The organism is Paenibacillus sp. J22P51 (assembly GCF_059692215.1).
The window spans coordinates 229,103-245,636 of the sequence record NZ_JCAUAZ010000002.1 but is presented as its reverse complement, the minus strand read 5'-3'; the positions used below and the strand labels follow the sequence as shown (position 1 = coordinate 245,636).

The window sequence follows — 16,534 nt, the reverse complement described above, 5'->3', positions numbered from 1 at the left end:
GAATCAAGCACATTGATAGTGACAACGATACTTAAATGTATAAAGAATTACTTTGTTGCAACTTATATAGGTGACCTTCATATTGCTCGATTACTCTTACTGTATCGTCTTTTAACTTCTGATATAAAGCGATGTATCTGTCCAATTCGCGGCTAATTGCAATCACATTTTCATGTGTAAGACCGCTCTGTACTAATGCTTCTTGAACCATTTGAAGACGCAGTGTTTCGATTTTCTCTAAGAGGAATTGCTCCATTACGTATCTCCGTTCCAGTTCAATACGTCGACGATGATATAAAAGCAAGCCCAACAAAATGAGGGGCCAGCAGCTCCGAAACTTGAACATTATAACTGTATGACAAGCATTTTTCTAAGTAAACACTCTCATTTCTTTTATCACTGAAACTTCATATGCATGTTTTTCTCCAAGAATGATTTCTTCGACATTTACTGGTTGGCCTATCATTGCCGATTCCAAGGCAGCATATACAACACTCAATGCTTCGAGACCTCTCTCAGCGCTAGAGATGGGCTGCTTTCGATCCACAATTGCATCCCATAATTCCACATAAGAATGAGCAAAGGGATCATCTACAACATCAAAGGCATAATCCTTGATGAGTTCTGATAAGGGAACGACACGGCTATCTTCAAGTACCGCATACTGACCGGGTCGCTTGCAACCTTTGCTTCCATAGACCCAGACCCCTCCTGTTTTCTCACCATGAGCAGCTGTACTGCACATCCAATGACCCAGACCTCCATTCTTAAAGCGAAAAACAGTAACAGATGTATCTTCTCCAGTTGGATAAATAGTGCTCTCACCATTACTTAATTCCTTCTCGAAAATTTGTGTGTAGGCGAATACTTCATGGATTGGGCCATTAATTTCTGTAAAAAAATGAGTTCGATGGACGCCATGGTCATTAATCCATCCAGCGCCTGCACGGCCCTTCATATGACGCCAGGGGGTACCCGCAAAAAAAGTTCGTCCAAGTGTAACTGTTGCGTAGTCCATGATCATATATACGTCCCCAATCAAACCGTGTTTGACAGCCCGAGCCATAGCGACGTTACCTGCTCCCAATACACTTGGTTCTGATAGGGTTAACACTTTGTTATATTTTTTTGCATCAGCCAGCATTTTTCTACCGAACAATGGCGAAATTGCAAGCGGCTTTTGCATTTGGACGTTGACTCCTGAAGCGAAACAATCCTCTGTCACCTTATGATGCAGATCATGGTCAAGCAATACGGAGACTGCATCCAAATGTTCTTCTTTCTCAAGCATGTGGCGATAATCCGTATACACATTGGGTCGCTTCCCCAATTGATTCTCCACTGCAATTGCGAAAGCCTCCGCTCTATTAAGGTTCAGATCGCAAACAGCAGTCAATTCAAACGTCTTCCTGTTATCATCCTTTAATTTCTTTAGACCATCCAAGTGAGCCGTGGAAATGACCCCGCAACCAATAAAACCTATTTTCATAATAAACGCCCCGATTCTCTTGAAAATGTCATACACAACCTTATCTTATCTTAACAAAAGTCACTCGGTGATTATTTAGATTTCCTCTGATTCTCGCATGTGATATTTTCCGAAAAGTAAAGAAAGCGAAGTGTTTCAGACTCGGATCCACCTTGATGTAGTAGCCATTCCAGTTCAAAGAAGGAGAGGATGCCTGTGGGCTCCTCTCCGATTATTAACGCAATGTGACCAATTCAAAAAGGTCTATAACGCCGTCAATATTCAAAGCAGCGTTATGAATGCAATGAATGCCCAGCATTGTTGCCGCTTTGGCAACGGTTGCTGGCAAGCTAGGAACGGTTAAACAAACGACAAAGAGCATCATGACCAGACGCATCAAGTGTTTTTGCAGGATACTCTTATTTATCATCATTGCGATAACACTCCTTTCTTCTTATTTGAACATCATTGCAAACAGCCTCTTCACTATAAACCTCCTCTCGCAAAATTATCTATGTCTATTCTCTTGATGCAGCGATTAGTGTGTGAACCTCTTCCAGTGAAGGCATAGCGGGAATGGCGCCTTTTTTCGTTGTGGCTAGCGCTCCTGTGGCATTACCGAACGTCACGATTGCCTCCAGTTCGGCTTGCGACAAGCGATCCAAAGGTTGGGATTGCTCCAGCAACTGGAACATAACGCCACCTACAAAGGCATCGCCGGCTCCCGTGGTATCAATGGTTGGTACGTGGAAACCCGCTACCTGCCCCGTCTTTTCTCCACAGCGATAGAAGCATCCTCCCGCTCCCAAAGTAACGAGAATGAGCGTGTGCCCGTATTGCTTCCACATGAGCTCCGTCCCTTCGAGTAAATCGGTCGTACGGAACAGAGAGGCTAGCTCTTCCTCGGATACTTTCACCATATCGGCCAGTGGCATCGCCGCAAGAATCTGCTCCTTCGCCACGGCTTCACTAGGCCATAAACTGATCCGTATATTCGGATCATACGAAATAAGTGCACCTGACTCCTTGGCTGTACCGACAGCAAATAGCGTTGCAGCACGAGCCGGTTCATGCGTCAGTGAAATGGAACCAAAATGGAAAATTCGGCATTCACGCAAGAGTTCCGTTGGGATTTCCACTGTCTTCAACATCCGATCCGCTCCAGGTTTTCTATAGAATGTAAATGATCGTTCCCCCGAAGAATCCAATTCAACAAAAGCTAACGTTGTATTCTCCGTCTCGGAGAACACTAAACCAGTGACATCAATCCCGTTAGTAATCAGCACATCTTTGAGGTAATGTCCGAAGGAATCCTCGCCTACTTTTCCAATGAATGCCGTTTTCTTATCAAGTTTTGCCAGAGCGGCAAGTACATTCGCTGGTGCTCCACCCGGACTACGTTGAAATTGTCCCACCTCCCCAGTAGGGGTACTGACCATTGTACAATCGATTAACAGCTCTCCAAGGGCGATGACATCTACCATATTCTCTTGCTCCTATCTATCTTTATTTGTAACAACCATTCTTAGACGGCATCCCTGCTTCGAAGTGCCGCCCAAGAATGAATAACCTACCTAAGCAAATTCATTCGCTCCAGCGGGGATACCGAATACATCGACTGCAACGTATGCGCAGTCAAAGATACTAAAATAACATTCCCATCAAGTGCATACGGAATGACAGACATGGACGTTGTTTCCGAGAAAATTTGATTAGTCATGACAACACGCCCCTCATTCGCGAATACCTCAATTGACGACCAATCCAAGAAGATATGCAGTTTAACTCTGCCATCCATCGGTTGAAGTGGAGCTACAATCGGTTCACTTGCAAATTGGGGATGAAAGTCGCTTTTCCCAAAATGGGCACGATCCATTGACAGCTCTTGCTTGTGACAATGGTATCTCAGGAGGAGACATTCCTCTTGGGAGCTACCAAGCTTAATGCCAAATTCAGCCGCACTGCCCAGTTCAAACTCCACCTCGATCTCCAGTAAATCGCCTTGCATCAAGGCAGTCGGGATAGCTTCGGATGAAAGCTCCATAGCTGGCCATGTTTGCGCTTGTCTTCGCAACCTAGTCAGTTCTTCAATAGGCTGCTGCAGCACACGAATGCCTTCGCTTTCAGCACTTAAAGAGAGCATGCGGGGAAGCGTCATTGCCCCCCGCCACTCTAAGGTAGGCGTCACCAAAGCATACTTCCAGTTGGTCATCCACCCCATAAGGACATGTCTTCCATCTCCCTCTGGCATATCGGACCACGTGACGCCAGCGTAGTTGTCTCGACCATAATCCAGCCATAGAATCGTTTCAGGCGAATTGTCGTTTTTAAAGCTTAATCCATCAAATTCACCAATAAAATACTGGGTACGAGAGCCTTCCACGAAATCCTCATGGTCGCCGATTGAGACAATTAACAACCACTTCTTGCACTTATCATCCCCGTTGACCGGCAGCTCAATGAAGTCCGGACATTCCCATACGCCAGCATGTGAGCCTTCTTCCAAGCCGAAATTACTAGCATACACCCATTCCTTCAGATTAGCTGAGGTATAGAATCGAATATGATTGCCAACAGCCAATACCATGATCCATGTCTGATTGGGCTTATACCAGAAGATTTTGGGATCACGGAAATCGTCGACTGCCTCATCTGCAAGAACAGGATTCCCTTCATACTTCACCCATGTTCGGCCCTTATCCAAGCTATAAGCAAGACTTTGTCTCTGCCTAGCGCGCTCGCTTGAAGGATACACATCCGCATGCGTAAATATGGCAACAAGTCCATACCCGCCTTCGAAAAATCCAGAGGTATCTTGCCAATCCACAACTGCGCTGCCTGAGAAAATCATCCCATTCTCATCTGGTTCTAGAGCAATTGAAAGGTGATCCCATATGACGAGATCACGGCTCACCGCATGCCCCCAATGCATAGGCCCCCATACTGTACTATCCGGATGATGCTGATAAAAGAGGTGATATTCCCCTTCGTAATACACCATGCCGTTAGGATCATTTAACCACTGTGCGGGAGGCGTAAAATGGAATTGCGGGCGAAAAACTTCCTGATAGTTATTTTCACTCATCTGTTTGTCACCTTCCTATCGCTCCTTCTGTAATCTAAGTCAAAAGCAGGGTTCATTTCCCATACGCTCATCGATGTGATACGAATTTCACCATTCGCCCAAAGTTGAAGTCCATCTGCCGTCAACGATGTGGGATAAGCCCGCGTCGTAAGGCTTTTAAGACTGTTGGCATACACTTCAATGAGCGATCTGTCGATCAGGATGTGCAATCGTAGCCGCTCACCATCCAGTTCCAAGCTTCCTTCTTGAATACCATTTGGACGCTCCATCGGGTCCATATTAGACTTTTCCCTATTGACCCCGAGCATTCCCGAATGTTGATCATAATATAGGGCGGTCTCCTCTTCACCGTTCGGTGATCGCTTCACGGATAGGCCGTATCGCGTTGCTGTTATCGCTTCAAACTCCACCATAATCTCGAGCATGTCGCCATGAATGGTGGTTAGCATCTCATTCACTGCATCCAGACTTTGCTCTTCGATCTTCAGTAAACTTTTACTCCGCAGCCCACGAATCTCTTCGATCGGCTCAAAACCCAAGCGACCATCTTCACGTAGAAATAGAGACACTGGCATGCCTGCGCAATGTGACCAACCACAATCATAATCAATCTCCGGCGTGCGTTCGCCCTGAGCGATCGTAAACAACAGCGTACGCCCTGTCTGTGGATCCACCATGCCGCTTGGACCTGTAAAATGGAAGTCGCCAACATCCATCAATCTTGGTTCCTTATGATCAGGAATAAAGGTAAACTGGTCCCGATCCCATGTACCGATCCAGTAGTTAACCTCCACAGTGGACTGTTTCCCCCATGGGCTGATGAGGAAGATATGTTTGCCGCTTGGTTGACCGCCACAATTTAGCGGAAGCAAGACCGGCAGTTCCCAAACAACCCCTAAATAGGGATAATGCTCATAGTCGCTGATAAAAAGCGGCCCCTTGTACGACCAATTCATCATATCGGTCGAGGTGTAGAGAAGAGCTGTTCCTCCCTTTTCCTCCGAATCGGGAGAGACTTGCGTAACCGCACTCACCGTCGCCTTCGGACCTACTCCCGTCCCTGTTCCCGTCCCACTGCCGACTAACATATACCAAGTGTTCTCTTCCTTCCAAACGAAGGGATCCCGGAATTCACCGAATAGCCCCATTCCCTTCTCTTGGACAACAATAGGTTCGGGATGCTTCATCCATCGAGTTAAGTCAAGATCTCCATCTTGCGGAAAGGTCGATCTCGCCAATCCAACAGATTGATTAGGCGTACGCATATCATTCCCTGCTGTATAGAACAAAGCGGGATAGCCATGCTCATCCAAGCAAGCACTCCCTGACCAGATACCATCTGGATCTAACCCTGCTTCAGGGGATAATGCTGGCGGCAAATCACGCCAATGGATTAAATCCTCGCTGACCCAATGTCCCCAATGGATTTGGTGCCAGAATGGACCTCTCGGATTCGATTGGTAAAACAAGTGATATTGACCGTTGTAATAAATGGGTGCATGCGGTTCATTCATCCAATGTCCAGGCGGATTCATATGGAACTGCGGACGATGCCGATCGCCATTAAATAACTCGCGCGGGATCGTGAAATCCTTCACTTCAATAGGAGGTACCGTTGAACCATTTATTTTAAGAAAAGCCTCATATTGCTCTTTCACAGCAGATGGACTGATAACGTAATCCAGTACTTCCAGTTCATCCAACAAGCCATTAAACATATTCATATAGAATGACTCCGCAATGACATGGGCATGATTGTTTCGACCTACTAACAAATCTTCCTTAGTCGGTGTAATCTCTGCTGGCTTGGTATGGAGATGAACAGCTACCTCCTCACCATTTAAAAACAATCTGAGCGCACCGCTTGAAGCTTCATACGTCGCCGTTACATGGGACCATACCTGTAAGGCAATCGGGTGATCATAGCACCACACTTCCACCCATTCATTGTCCAAGCCAAGCTGAAAGGACCACGCCCCATGCCGGAATAAGCCAAGTATATATCCTTGCCCCGCATCACGATTATGCTGATTAATGATGGGAGCAAGCTTATTTTCATCCCCGTATTCATGGATGCTAGGTGCAATCCACGCACGAATCGTCAAGCCTTTTACCGGCTGCTTCACGAGCGAGTTCGGCCTTCTGATATACGTTGAATAACCGTCAAAGAGCAGTGCAGACCCTTTCACTCCCGTCCGCCAAACTGGATCTTGCGGAGGTTGAAAACGACCTTTCAATAATGCAAATTCAATTGGATCTGGCCTTCCTGTCACTTGATCTGTTGTCACATGGCCTGTACCTTCACCAAATGACCAATGGGCAATAGGTTCCATTCTGTTTCCTCCTGTAAAGTGCCTCCCGATTTGCTAGCTGAATAATCGGAGCGGTCTGCGACCGCCCCGGCTTCAACATTCCTCTATCTGTCCATCAATTACTTCGCTGATTTATTGTAACGATCGAGTGCATCTTGATATATTTTCATTAAATCATCAAGACCCATTTTCTTAAGGGTTGCTAGATAAGCATCCCACTCTTTATCCACGCCGCCGTCCATCAACCATTTGGAACGTTTTTCATTCGTTAATTTAGCGATATCCGGTTTAATCTTACTGATTTTACCCAGCTCTTCTGGTGTGAAGAAAATTGCCGGATAGTTCTGTTTTTCCATTTGTGGCACGAACGTATCCTTAATTCTATTCATTCTTTCAAGCGCTCTTGGCTCTGGAGCAACGAGGTTTTGGAAATCCTCTGCTAGGATAACTCCTGTCATATTTGGCGCAACCTTTTGACGGAACTCACCCGCAGAGACGCCATCAGCCAATGGCTTTTGGACAAGCTTGCCGTCTTTTTCATCAAACACAACACCAATAGGACCCCAGTGCAGCTGTGCAGCCATTTTCGGTTCATATTGAAGATCCAACCATCTAGCTGTAATCTCCGGGCTTTTGTTTTTGCTTGTGATAACAGGGCCGCCTCTGCTCCAAGGGGAACCGTTATTATATTTCACAACCATATCTTTGAACGGTGGCACGAGCACATAATCCTTGGCACGGTCAGGACCGACAATTTCCGTTTCTTCCCACCAGAGGTAGGAGCCGAGCGTGACATCCTTGGTTTTCCCTTTTGCAAAATAAGGAGCTGGATTGTTGTTATATGTAAAGGACTCTTTATCAATCAGACCTTCTTCGACCCATTGGTGGAAGTAAGCGACAGCTTCTTTATACTTCGGATCAACAGCTGCATACTGCACCTTGCCGTCCTTCACATTCAAATGCTCACTGAAGGAATTGTCACCAGGTTGGTAAGTCTTATCTGGCACACCGAAAGCACCGAATAAGTAACCGATATCTCCCGTCCAGAACGTATTCATAAATGACATCGGAACTTCATCCGCTTTGCCATTGCCATTAGGATCCTTCGTTTTGAAAGCGGCAAGAACATCATGCAGCTCGTTAATTGTTGTAGGAACTTTCAGGCTCAGCTTATCCAGCCAGGCTTTGTTTAGGAACATGAAGTCGGGATTGGATCCAATCCCTTCTTGCCCTTTTCCTAGCTCTTCCGCTACGGGAAGGGAATAAATTTTGCCATCCGGCGCCGTCATGAAGGCTTTCAATTCAGGTCTTTTTTCAAAAAGCTTCTTCACATTCGGCATATACTTATCAATCAGATCATTCAAAGGAATGATGGTGCCATCCTTGCTGTATTTCACGAGATCATTATCAGTAAAACGTGCGCCGTAAAAAGCATCCGGCAGATTGCCGCTGGCCAGTAGGATATTCTTCTTGTCGTTGTAATTCGCTTCCGGAACGTTATCCCACTCAATGTGTACGTTCGTTGTTTGCTCCAGCTTTTTGAAAATGTCCATTTCGGCATAATCGGGGGATAATGGCGCTTTTGGGGATACCATTTTGAGCGTAACCTTATCCTTTACGATCGGGTAACCGGTTTCATTTAAGTTCGAATTGGCTGGCTTCGCACTTTCTTTCGATGCAGGTGTTGCGGTTGCACCCTCTGATGATTTGGATGAGGTGCAACCTGCCAGCGTTAAACTCACACACACCGATGCCGTTAAAACTAAGGATAATTGTTTTTTCATTTCTATAGAACCTCCTTTTTATATTCCTTACGATGAACAAGAAGAAGCAACAAACCGAAAACGAACCTCGAAAAGAAGAACCACCACCCTTCAGTGTTTGTGTTATTATCAACAATTACCCTTTCACAGAGCCGATCAGCACACCCTTAACAAAATAACGCTGTAAGAACGGATACAGGATTAAGAGCGGTCCCGCAGCAATTATAATGACGCCATACTTAATTAACTCGGACACGCGCTGTTTCGCCAACAGAGAATCGATATCGGAAACCAAATCACCAACGGGCTGACTTTGAATTAATATATTTCGGAGCACGAGCTGCAAAGGATATAATTTCTCATCATCTAGATAAATCAAGGCATCGAAGAATCCATTCCATTGCCGCACGACAGCAAATAAAATCAGGACAGCGATAATGGGCTTCGATAACGGAATAACTACACTCCATAAGAATCTTGTATTTCTACAACCATCTATGAACGCTGCCTCGCGAAGTTCATCAGGAATGGTTGATTGGAAAAACGTACGAGCAATGATGATGCCGAAAGCGTCAACCGCAGATGGCAGGATAACCGACCAAATCGTATTGATCATGCCAAGTTTTTTTACTAAGAGATAAGATGGAATGAGTCCTCCGGAGAAGAATAACGTGAAAACGAAAAACAACATCAGCACATTTCGGCCGTAAAAATCCTTTCGAGATAGGGGATAAGCTGCGCCAATCGTCAGAGTAACGCCAATTATGGCACTAAACCCGGCATAAAAGATGGAATTGCGATAGCCATACCAAATCTGCGGATCAGATAGAATTCGTCTATATCCCTCGAATGTAATACCCTCCGGCCATAGCCAAACATCACCCGAATAAATTCGATCCGGTTCACTGATAGAAGCAATAACGACGAAGTATAGAGGATAAAGGATTAGAATAGCAAAAGTCGTTAACAGCGTGATATTCAAGATATCGAAGCTGCGGTCACTCATGGTCCTTCTGATTTTATAGGTCTGCATGGATGAAGCTCCTTTCTATTAGAACAACCCGCTGCCGTTGAGCTTTTTGACGATACGATTGACGGTGATCAGTAAAACAAAGTTGATGAAGGAATTAAACAAACCAATGGCAGCAGAAAAACTGTATTCTGCTCGTTGAATCCCGATTTTGTAAACATACGTCGCGATAATTTCTGATGAATCGGTGTTGAGATCATTTTGCATCAAAAATGCTTTCTCAAAGCCTACATTCATGAGGTTACCAACGGCGAGGATGAAAAGAATTAAGATCGTAGGCTGAATGCCTGGAATATCGATGTGCCACACCCTCTGCCATTTGTTCGCACCATCCACGACGCCCGCTTCATGCAAATGAGGATCAACACCTGCAAGCGCTGCCAAATAAATGACGGAGGCAAAGCCTGTTTCCTGCCAGACACCGGAGAATACATACAAGCTTTTGAACCATTCTGCTTTGGCAAGGAAATAGACGGGTTCTCCACCGAAAAGCTGGATCACTTTATTCACCAGCCCGCTGCCAGGCGCTAAAAACACGTACAGCATTCCTACCAAAACGACGGTTGAGATAAAATAAGGCGCATATATGACCGTCTGGATAAACCGTTTATATCGCTCTCTCGCCAGTTGATTTAACATGAGTGCCACGATAATCGGTATTGGAAAAGAAAGAAGAAGCGAGAAGAGGCTAAGTCCTAGCGTATTCTTGATGACAGTCCAAAAGTTAAACGAGTCAAAGAAGCGCTGAAAATGCTCCAAGCCCACCCAGGGGCTTCCCCAGAACCCTTTGGATGCAACGAAATCCTTGAAAGCGATTTGAACACCATACATCGGCCAATATTTAAACACTAGAAAATAAATAATTGTTGGCAGAATGAGGATATACAGCTCGTAATTGGCTAGGATGGATTTACTTGATATCGATCTGGTTTTCATTAATTTATGTACCTCCTACTTCCAATATAATCGTTTACGTAAACGTTTACCTAATATTCAAAAAAAGCACCTACTTACTATTATCCTGCTAGCAAGAATCTCTCATAACAAGGGAAGTAGGTAATCTATACTCCTGTTTAGCTTCTGTAGGTGTTTCAATCCGTTCTATCATAATCTCTGCTGCTTTCTCGCCTAACTCGTAGCAAGGTTGGCGAATGACAGTGAGTGGCGGTGTCGTAATGCGCGTCCAATCATAATCATCGAATCCTATGACGGCCAGCTCTTCAGGAACGCGAATCTTCTTCTCTTGGATGCATTTCATCGCTCCCATTGTAAGTACGTTATTAGCGATGAAGATGGCGGATATCTCATTATTCTCGAGAAGCTTTTTCGTGGCCTCGTATCCGTTTTCAAAATCAGAATGAGCGATACTAACGATCTCTGGATTGTAGGCAATGCCGTTATCCTGTAAAGCTTGTTTGTACCCTTCAAAACGTTCGTTGCTGGTCGTAATGCCAAGCTCACCTGTCAGCAGCCCAATGTTGCGATGTCCTTTATCAAATAAAGCCTGAATCGCCTGATACGTTCCGCCATACCCATCTGCGAGCACATAATCACCCTGATAGCCTCTTGGTTGACGATCTATGAATACGACTGGATATTGCTTGCCAACAATTTCATTAAGATAGCTTACTTCGTTCGTAATGGAAGCAATAATCAATCCATCAATTTGCTTTGTGTTAAAAAGCTTAATTTGCTCAATCTCATCGTGAATTTCTTCGGTTGTATTGTTGCTAAGCAGCAGATGGTAGCCATGCTTCTTGAGCGTATGCTGAATACCCTGAGCAACCGTCATAAAAAAGAAGTTTGACGTATCTGATGGCAATATAGGAACAATCAACCCGATCGTATTGGACTTAGAACTCCGCAAGCTTCTGGCCGCGGAATTAGGTCGATAATCCAGCTCCTGCATGACCTTAAAAACCTTATTCTTCGTTTCCTCAGAAACAAACCGTGTACCATTGATAACATGTGATACGGTTGCAATCGAAACACCTGCGATTTCGGCAACCTGCTTAATTCCAGTCATGGATGAATCAACCCCTCGAAGAAAAACGTTTACGCAATCGTTTTCTTTTTATTATATAGGCAGAAATCATCACCTGTCAATCCATAAATTGGAGTCTAAACTGAGATAAACATATGACCGATAACTCCTCTACTGAATATTGTCACAGATGGCGGCAAGTACAAAGCAATATTGGCAAATGACTTTGAGATAGGCCTTTGTTGATTTCTGGTATTAAAGTTGTCAACTGAAACTGTTGATTTTTCTAAATTTATTAAACCAGTTCGCAAATCATTTCTTATAGTTGTGTACTGGTCAGCATCACTAACGAACTCTTTTTTTTTCGCAACGAACTTTACTTTCCTTGATAACTCAATCATTCCACCACTAACTACTGTGGAAAGTTTCACAATCTACTTTACCAACCGCCCATCCCGAAACCTTATAATCCGCTTTGCCTGCTCCGCAACCTGCCGGTCATGCGTAATCACAATAATCGTCCTTCCCTGCTCATTCAAGCGCCTGAAAATATCCATGATCTCCACGCCACTTTTCGAGTCCAACGCTCCCGTTGGCTCATCAGCCAAAACGATCGGCGGATCGCCAGCTATTGTGCGCGCAATCGCAACTCGTTACTGCTGTCCACCAGAGAGCTCCGAAGGAAAATGCTTCCTGCGATCCAGCAAATCCACGGCTTCCAACGCTTGCAGAACCAGCGGCTCCCGCTGTTTCCTCGACAAGCCACGATAAATCAGCGGCAATTCCACATTCTCATAAGCACTTAATCTCGGCAGCAAGTTGAATCTCTGAAAAACAAAGCCAATCTTCCGATTCCGAATCTCGGCCAGCTGGGAATCCTTGAGTGAGTGAATCTGTTTCCCATCAAGCACATATAACCCTTCGTCCGATACGTCCAAGCTTCCGATGATATTCATCAGTGTGGACTTTCCTGAGCCAGATGGCCCCATAATAGCATCGTTTATTACATATCGCAAACTGCTCTCCTTACTGCACGAAAAATACACGACACCATGTGGTTCTGACTTTATTGAAGAACAGCTTGAACGTAAATATGAATATATATGTCAAATATTCAGCAAATACGCCGGCCTAACTATCCGGAATTACATCCAGCAGCTGCGAATACAACGCGCAAAGCATCTGTTGCTGGAGAGCCCATCGGATATCCGTCATATTTCGGAGCAGGTTGGATACGACGATCCTCTGTATTTCAGCAAAATATTTAAAAAGCTTGAGGGTATATCTCCTACCGAGTATCGGATGCGATAGGATGCAATTACATGAGAAACGGCCAGCTCAACCGAGGTACAATGAGCAGATCGGTACTGAAGTTCACTTTATTCTGGGCTACAATATGCACCAACGGCCAACCGATACGAGCTTCTCCATTCCTCATCTGTAAAAGGTTAAATCACAGTTAGGAAAGTTGCCAGGCAACATTAGCACAGATGCAGGTTATGGCTGCGAAGGCATTTTTCTCACCACCAAAATAAAACGTATGTTCGTATTTTTTATTATATACCAAACACGTATTCGCTATGAAAGTACTAAAAACAAAAAAACACCACAGGCCATTTACTGCCAATGAGGGTTCGCTATCTATAGTTCCTCAAAGTCCAGAATACATCATTCTTCATTTTTTAAAGATCAAAAGCCCTACGGTTTTATCGTAGGGCCGATCTTTGTTACTAATATTGTAATTTTCAATTAACTAACCTTCCATCTCTAAACCTGACAATCCGCTTGGCCTGCTCCGCAACCTGCCGATCATGCGTAATTACAATAATTGTCCTCCCCTGCTCATTTAACCTCCTGAAAATATCCATAATTTCCACGCCCGTCTTCGAATCCAGCGCCCCCGTTGGCTCATCCGCCAAAATGATCGGCGGATCGCCTGCCAAAGTCCGCGCAATCGCAACGCGCTGCTGCTGTCCGCCGGATAACTCCGAAGGAAAATGTTTCCTCCGATCGAGCAAATCCACCGCATCCAACGCTTTTAGAACCATCGGTTCACGCTGCTTTTTCGTCATTCCCCGATAAATCAACGGCAATTCCACATTCTCATAAGCACTTAATCTCGGCAACAGGTTGAAGCTCTGGAAAACAAACCCGATCTTCCGATTCCGAATCTCGGCCAGCTGTGAGTCCTTCAAAGAATGAATCTGCTTCCCATCGAGGACGTACAGGCCTTCATCAGAAACGTCCAAGCAGCCAATTATGTTCATCAACGTAGACTTCCCTGAACCCGACGGCCCCATAATAGCGACAAATTCGCCTTGCTTGATGTCTAGCGAGATGTCATCCAAAGCACGAATCGTCTCTCCGCCCATATAGTAAAACTTACTTACATGCTCAATTTGGATTAAGGCTGTCATTGTCTTCGCCTCCATTATTTGAAGCCAAATGAATGAAGTCTGCGATTCAATTCTTTTACCGCTTCGCCTTATAAAACTCATGATACAACTTCATGAGCGCCCTTTTTTCGATCCTTGAAACGTAACTCCTTGAAATACCCAACTCCTTCGCAATCTCCCGCTGCGTCCGCTCTTCACCGCCAAGCTCCAACCCAAACCTTCCGACTACGACTTCCTTCTCACGGTCGTCCAATATTTCCAGATTTCTGTAAATTTTAGACTTTTCGATTTTTAACTGCACCGCATCCACCACATCGTCTGCTTCACTACCGAGGATGTCAATTAAAGTAATCTCATTCCCCTCTTTGTCCGTTCCAATGGGATCATGCAAGGACACATCTTTGCGTGTTTTCTTCAAGGAGCGCAGATGCATTAAGATCTCATTCTCAATACAACGCGCAGCAAAAGTCGCCAGCTTTGTCCCTTTGTTTGGGGAGAAGGACTCGATAGCTTTGATCAGACCGATCGTCCCTATCGAAATCAAATCTTCCAAATCTTCCCCTGTGTTGTCGAATTTCTTTACTATATGCGCGACAAGTCTCAAATTGTGTTCTATCAGCTTGTTTCTGGAATGCTCGTTTCCTTCAGCCATTTGCCGCAAGTGCCGTTCTTCTTCTTCCTCTGTAAGTGGCTGTGGAAACGCGTTGTTCTTAACGTAGGACACTAGTAATGTGAGCTGCTTTATCAACATGGCAATAGTACCAAACAATCCTGGCATTCCAGCTACCCCCTTGAGCGTATTGCGGAGCATGTTGGCTACGGTAGCCTCCGCTGTTTAGATTAGTATTAGTCTATGTGGGTTAGAGCCTAGAAGTGCCTGTACGTAATAACTTACTTGATTAGAAAAAGGTTACCCCGGAAACGTCTCAACTGAGCGTTAACTAGATAACCTTTTTGATGTAATGCGATATTAACTCATTTCAGACTTTTGGAAAACACGCATTTAATAACTCGTGCCGGCTCATGATCTAGGAGAGCTCAATTTGCCTATTCCTTGAAAACTCCGAGAGCTCCAGTTCCTTTTTCTTGTTAATAGGGAAAAACAAAAGCGGGATGATGCCCAGAAGCACGAATGCGAACGGCAGTACGCCCGCGCCGATTCTGATTCCAAGCAAAACATTGGCGCTCTGCGAATCGGAGCCTGCCTGGAAACCGAAATAGCTGATGATGCCCATGAAGAGCGAAGCCTGAATGCCGGACATAGGGATCGTCAAAAGCGCGTTCAACCCGGTGTACATGCCCGCTTTTCGCAGACCGGTGCGCTGTTCGTCCTCGTCAATAATAGCACCGAGCATGGGACTATTCGCAATGCTAACGGCTTGGGTAAACACATACATGATAATATAGGCCGCAATGGCCTGGTAGTAATTATGAACAAAAACCAAAAGCAAAAAACCGCACGCGCTTGGAACCAACGCCAAGAGCATGGCATTTTTCATACCCCGTTTTTTAATAAACTTGCCCAAAAACGGTGCCGCCGCAAACAAGGAAAGTCCCATAAGCACATCCATAAGGGTCGCCTGTATGCCCTGCAGCTTTAAAACGTAATCCGACATATACAGAAAGGGCGTAAAGTAGAAGGCGCTTGGACCGCCGACCAGGATCTGTACTAAAACGAAGGTCACGAATGCTCTTGATTTAGCAGCCTCTCTTACATTGTCAAAAACGTCTCCGAAGATGCCCTTTCTTTCCGAAATCTGGACGTTTTCCTTTAAATACATTTCCTCCGTGTCTTTCAAAGGCTTGAGCGCAACAAAATATAGGATGGAATTCAGTGTCAGAACGGCGCAGAACAGAATGGTCGTTAAGGTTTTATCGCTATCGCCTACCAAAAGCAATGTCGGTATCACCGTACCCAAAAAGCCTCCGATGTTTGCGATATAGCTGGTGAATACGGACACATCCACTCGCTCCTCGCTGGTCTTGGCAGCAAGCAGCTTGTAGTTCGCGTGCGCGATATTGAAGGTGGTCATTGTCGTATCGTAAAAGAAAAGCAAGATAAGCATAAAGGCAAAGATAATCCATTGGCTCCAGGAGGGCTGAGCGAAGATCATCGAAAAGGACGCAACTAGCGTAACAGGCGCGCTTAGCCGCATCACATAAACGTATTTGCCCCTTTTTTTATTGTACTTAAATCTGTCTAGCCACACTCCAATGGCCGGGTCATTGATTGCGTTCCAGATCCCGAAAATCGCATACAGGATACCGATATACTTCGGGTTCAGACCGACAATGTCCGTATAGTACTTCAAAAACGCGTTGTGAATCAGTACCGTGCTCAAATTGCCGGGCATCGTAGGGAAGGAAATCAGAAATTTCTGCCATCCCGTCAATCCGTGTGAGATCTTGTTTTCGATTGCACCCATAGAATGCCTCCTATACTTGCTTTCCATCTCGCACAAGCTTTGATAGACATTATTATATATTTTACGATAT

15 protein-coding genes and 1 pseudogene are annotated in these 16,534 nt (G+C 45.1%); 2 read left to right on the top strand and 14 right to left on the bottom strand.

Annotated features, from left to right (window positions below):
* Positions 1 to 31: 31 nt before the first annotated feature.
* The 11 genes and pseudogenes from AC58QC_RS05895 to AC58QC_RS05845 all read right to left on the bottom strand — a co-directional run.
* Positions 32 to 256, bottom strand: coding sequence for a Spo0E family sporulation regulatory protein-aspartic acid phosphatase (locus AC58QC_RS05895; protein WP_497414266.1), 225 nt, complete (start codon positions 254 to 256; stop codon positions 32 to 34).
* A 114-nt stretch (positions 257 to 370) separates the two neighbouring features.
* Positions 371 to 1,489 carry a Gfo/Idh/MocA family protein gene (locus tag AC58QC_RS05890; RefSeq protein WP_497414265.1) on the bottom strand — a complete coding sequence of 373 codons (1,119 nt, stop codon included), beginning with the start codon at positions 1,487 to 1,489 and terminating at the stop codon, positions 371 to 373.
* A 214-nt stretch (positions 1,490 to 1,703) separates the two neighbouring features.
* Positions 1,704 to 1,901 carry a hypothetical protein gene (locus AC58QC_RS05885; protein WP_497414264.1) on the bottom strand — a complete coding sequence of 66 codons (198 nt, stop codon included), beginning with the start codon at positions 1,899 to 1,901 and terminating at the stop codon, positions 1,704 to 1,706.
* Positions 1,902 to 1,986: 85 nt separating this feature from the next.
* Positions 1,987 to 2,952, bottom strand: coding sequence for a carbohydrate kinase family protein (locus AC58QC_RS05880; RefSeq protein WP_497414263.1), 966 nt, complete (start codon positions 2,950 to 2,952; stop codon positions 1,987 to 1,989).
* Positions 2,953 to 3,038: 86 nt separating this feature from the next.
* Complete coding sequence (locus AC58QC_RS05875) at positions 3,039 to 4,553, bottom strand: glycoside hydrolase family 32 protein (protein ID WP_497414262.1); 1,515 nt, start codon at positions 4,551 to 4,553, stop codon at positions 3,039 to 3,041.
* On the bottom strand, positions 4,550 to 6,886 hold the full coding sequence (locus AC58QC_RS05870) for a GH32 C-terminal domain-containing protein (RefSeq protein ID WP_497414261.1): 2,337 nt from the start codon (positions 6,884 to 6,886) through the stop codon (positions 4,550 to 4,552). The genes AC58QC_RS05875 and AC58QC_RS05870 overlap by 4 nt, the downstream gene beginning before the upstream one ends.
* A 98-nt stretch (positions 6,887 to 6,984) precedes the next feature.
* Positions 6,985 to 8,649 (bottom strand): ABC transporter substrate-binding protein, encoded by a 1,665-nt coding sequence (locus tag AC58QC_RS05865; RefSeq protein ID WP_497414260.1) that lies wholly within the window; start codon positions 8,647 to 8,649, stop codon positions 6,985 to 6,987.
* A 115-nt stretch (positions 8,650 to 8,764) separates the two neighbouring features.
* The gene (locus AC58QC_RS05860) at positions 8,765 to 9,661 is read right to left on the bottom strand and encodes a carbohydrate ABC transporter permease (RefSeq protein ID WP_497414259.1); all 897 of its coding nucleotides are present in this window, start codon (positions 9,659 to 9,661) and stop codon (positions 8,765 to 8,767) included.
* An 18-nt stretch (positions 9,662 to 9,679) separates the two neighbouring features.
* Positions 9,680 to 10,594 (bottom strand): ABC transporter permease, encoded by a 915-nt coding sequence (locus tag AC58QC_RS05855; protein WP_497414258.1) that lies wholly within the window; start codon positions 10,592 to 10,594, stop codon positions 9,680 to 9,682.
* 88 nt (positions 10,595 to 10,682) lie between these two features.
* Positions 10,683 to 11,684, bottom strand: coding sequence for a LacI family DNA-binding transcriptional regulator (locus tag AC58QC_RS05850; RefSeq protein ID WP_497414257.1), 1,002 nt, complete (start codon positions 11,682 to 11,684; stop codon positions 10,683 to 10,685).
* A gap of 392 nt (positions 11,685 to 12,076) precedes the next feature.
* Positions 12,077 to 12,637: pseudogene (locus AC58QC_RS05845) on the bottom strand (ABC transporter ATP-binding protein); the annotation flags it as partial.
* Between AC58QC_RS05845 and AC58QC_RS05840 the strand changes: the two are divergent.
* Together AC58QC_RS05840 and AC58QC_RS05835 are read left to right on the top strand one after the other, a co-directional pair.
* Positions 12,588 to 12,953, top strand: coding sequence for a helix-turn-helix transcriptional regulator (locus AC58QC_RS05840; RefSeq protein ID WP_497414256.1), 366 nt, complete (start codon positions 12,588 to 12,590; stop codon positions 12,951 to 12,953). The pseudogene AC58QC_RS05845 and the gene AC58QC_RS05840 sit on opposite strands and share 50 nt — an antisense overlap.
* Before the next feature lies 1 nt (position 12,954).
* Complete coding sequence (locus AC58QC_RS05835; protein WP_497414255.1) at positions 12,955 to 13,086, top strand: hypothetical protein; 132 nt, start codon at positions 12,955 to 12,957, stop codon at positions 13,084 to 13,086.
* A 301-nt stretch (positions 13,087 to 13,387) separates the two neighbouring features.
* Here AC58QC_RS05835 and AC58QC_RS05830 read toward each other — a convergent pair whose 3' ends face one another.
* The 3 genes from AC58QC_RS05830 to AC58QC_RS05820 form a co-directional block, all read right to left on the bottom strand.
* Positions 13,388 to 14,059: an ABC transporter ATP-binding protein gene (locus AC58QC_RS05830; protein ID WP_497414254.1), complete on the bottom strand. Its 672-nt coding sequence runs from the start codon at positions 14,057 to 14,059 to the stop codon at positions 13,388 to 13,390.
* A 55-nt stretch (positions 14,060 to 14,114) separates the two neighbouring features.
* Positions 14,115 to 14,816, bottom strand: a complete 702-nt coding sequence (gene sigK / locus AC58QC_RS05825; RefSeq protein WP_236289993.1) for an RNA polymerase sporulation sigma factor SigK — start codon at positions 14,814 to 14,816, stop codon at positions 14,115 to 14,117.
* Positions 14,817 to 15,066: 250 nt separating this feature from the next.
* The gene (locus AC58QC_RS05820; protein WP_497414253.1) at positions 15,067 to 16,464 is read right to left on the bottom strand and encodes an MFS transporter; all 1,398 of its coding nucleotides are present in this window, start codon (positions 16,462 to 16,464) and stop codon (positions 15,067 to 15,069) included.
* Positions 16,465 to 16,534: the final 70 nt, after the last annotated feature.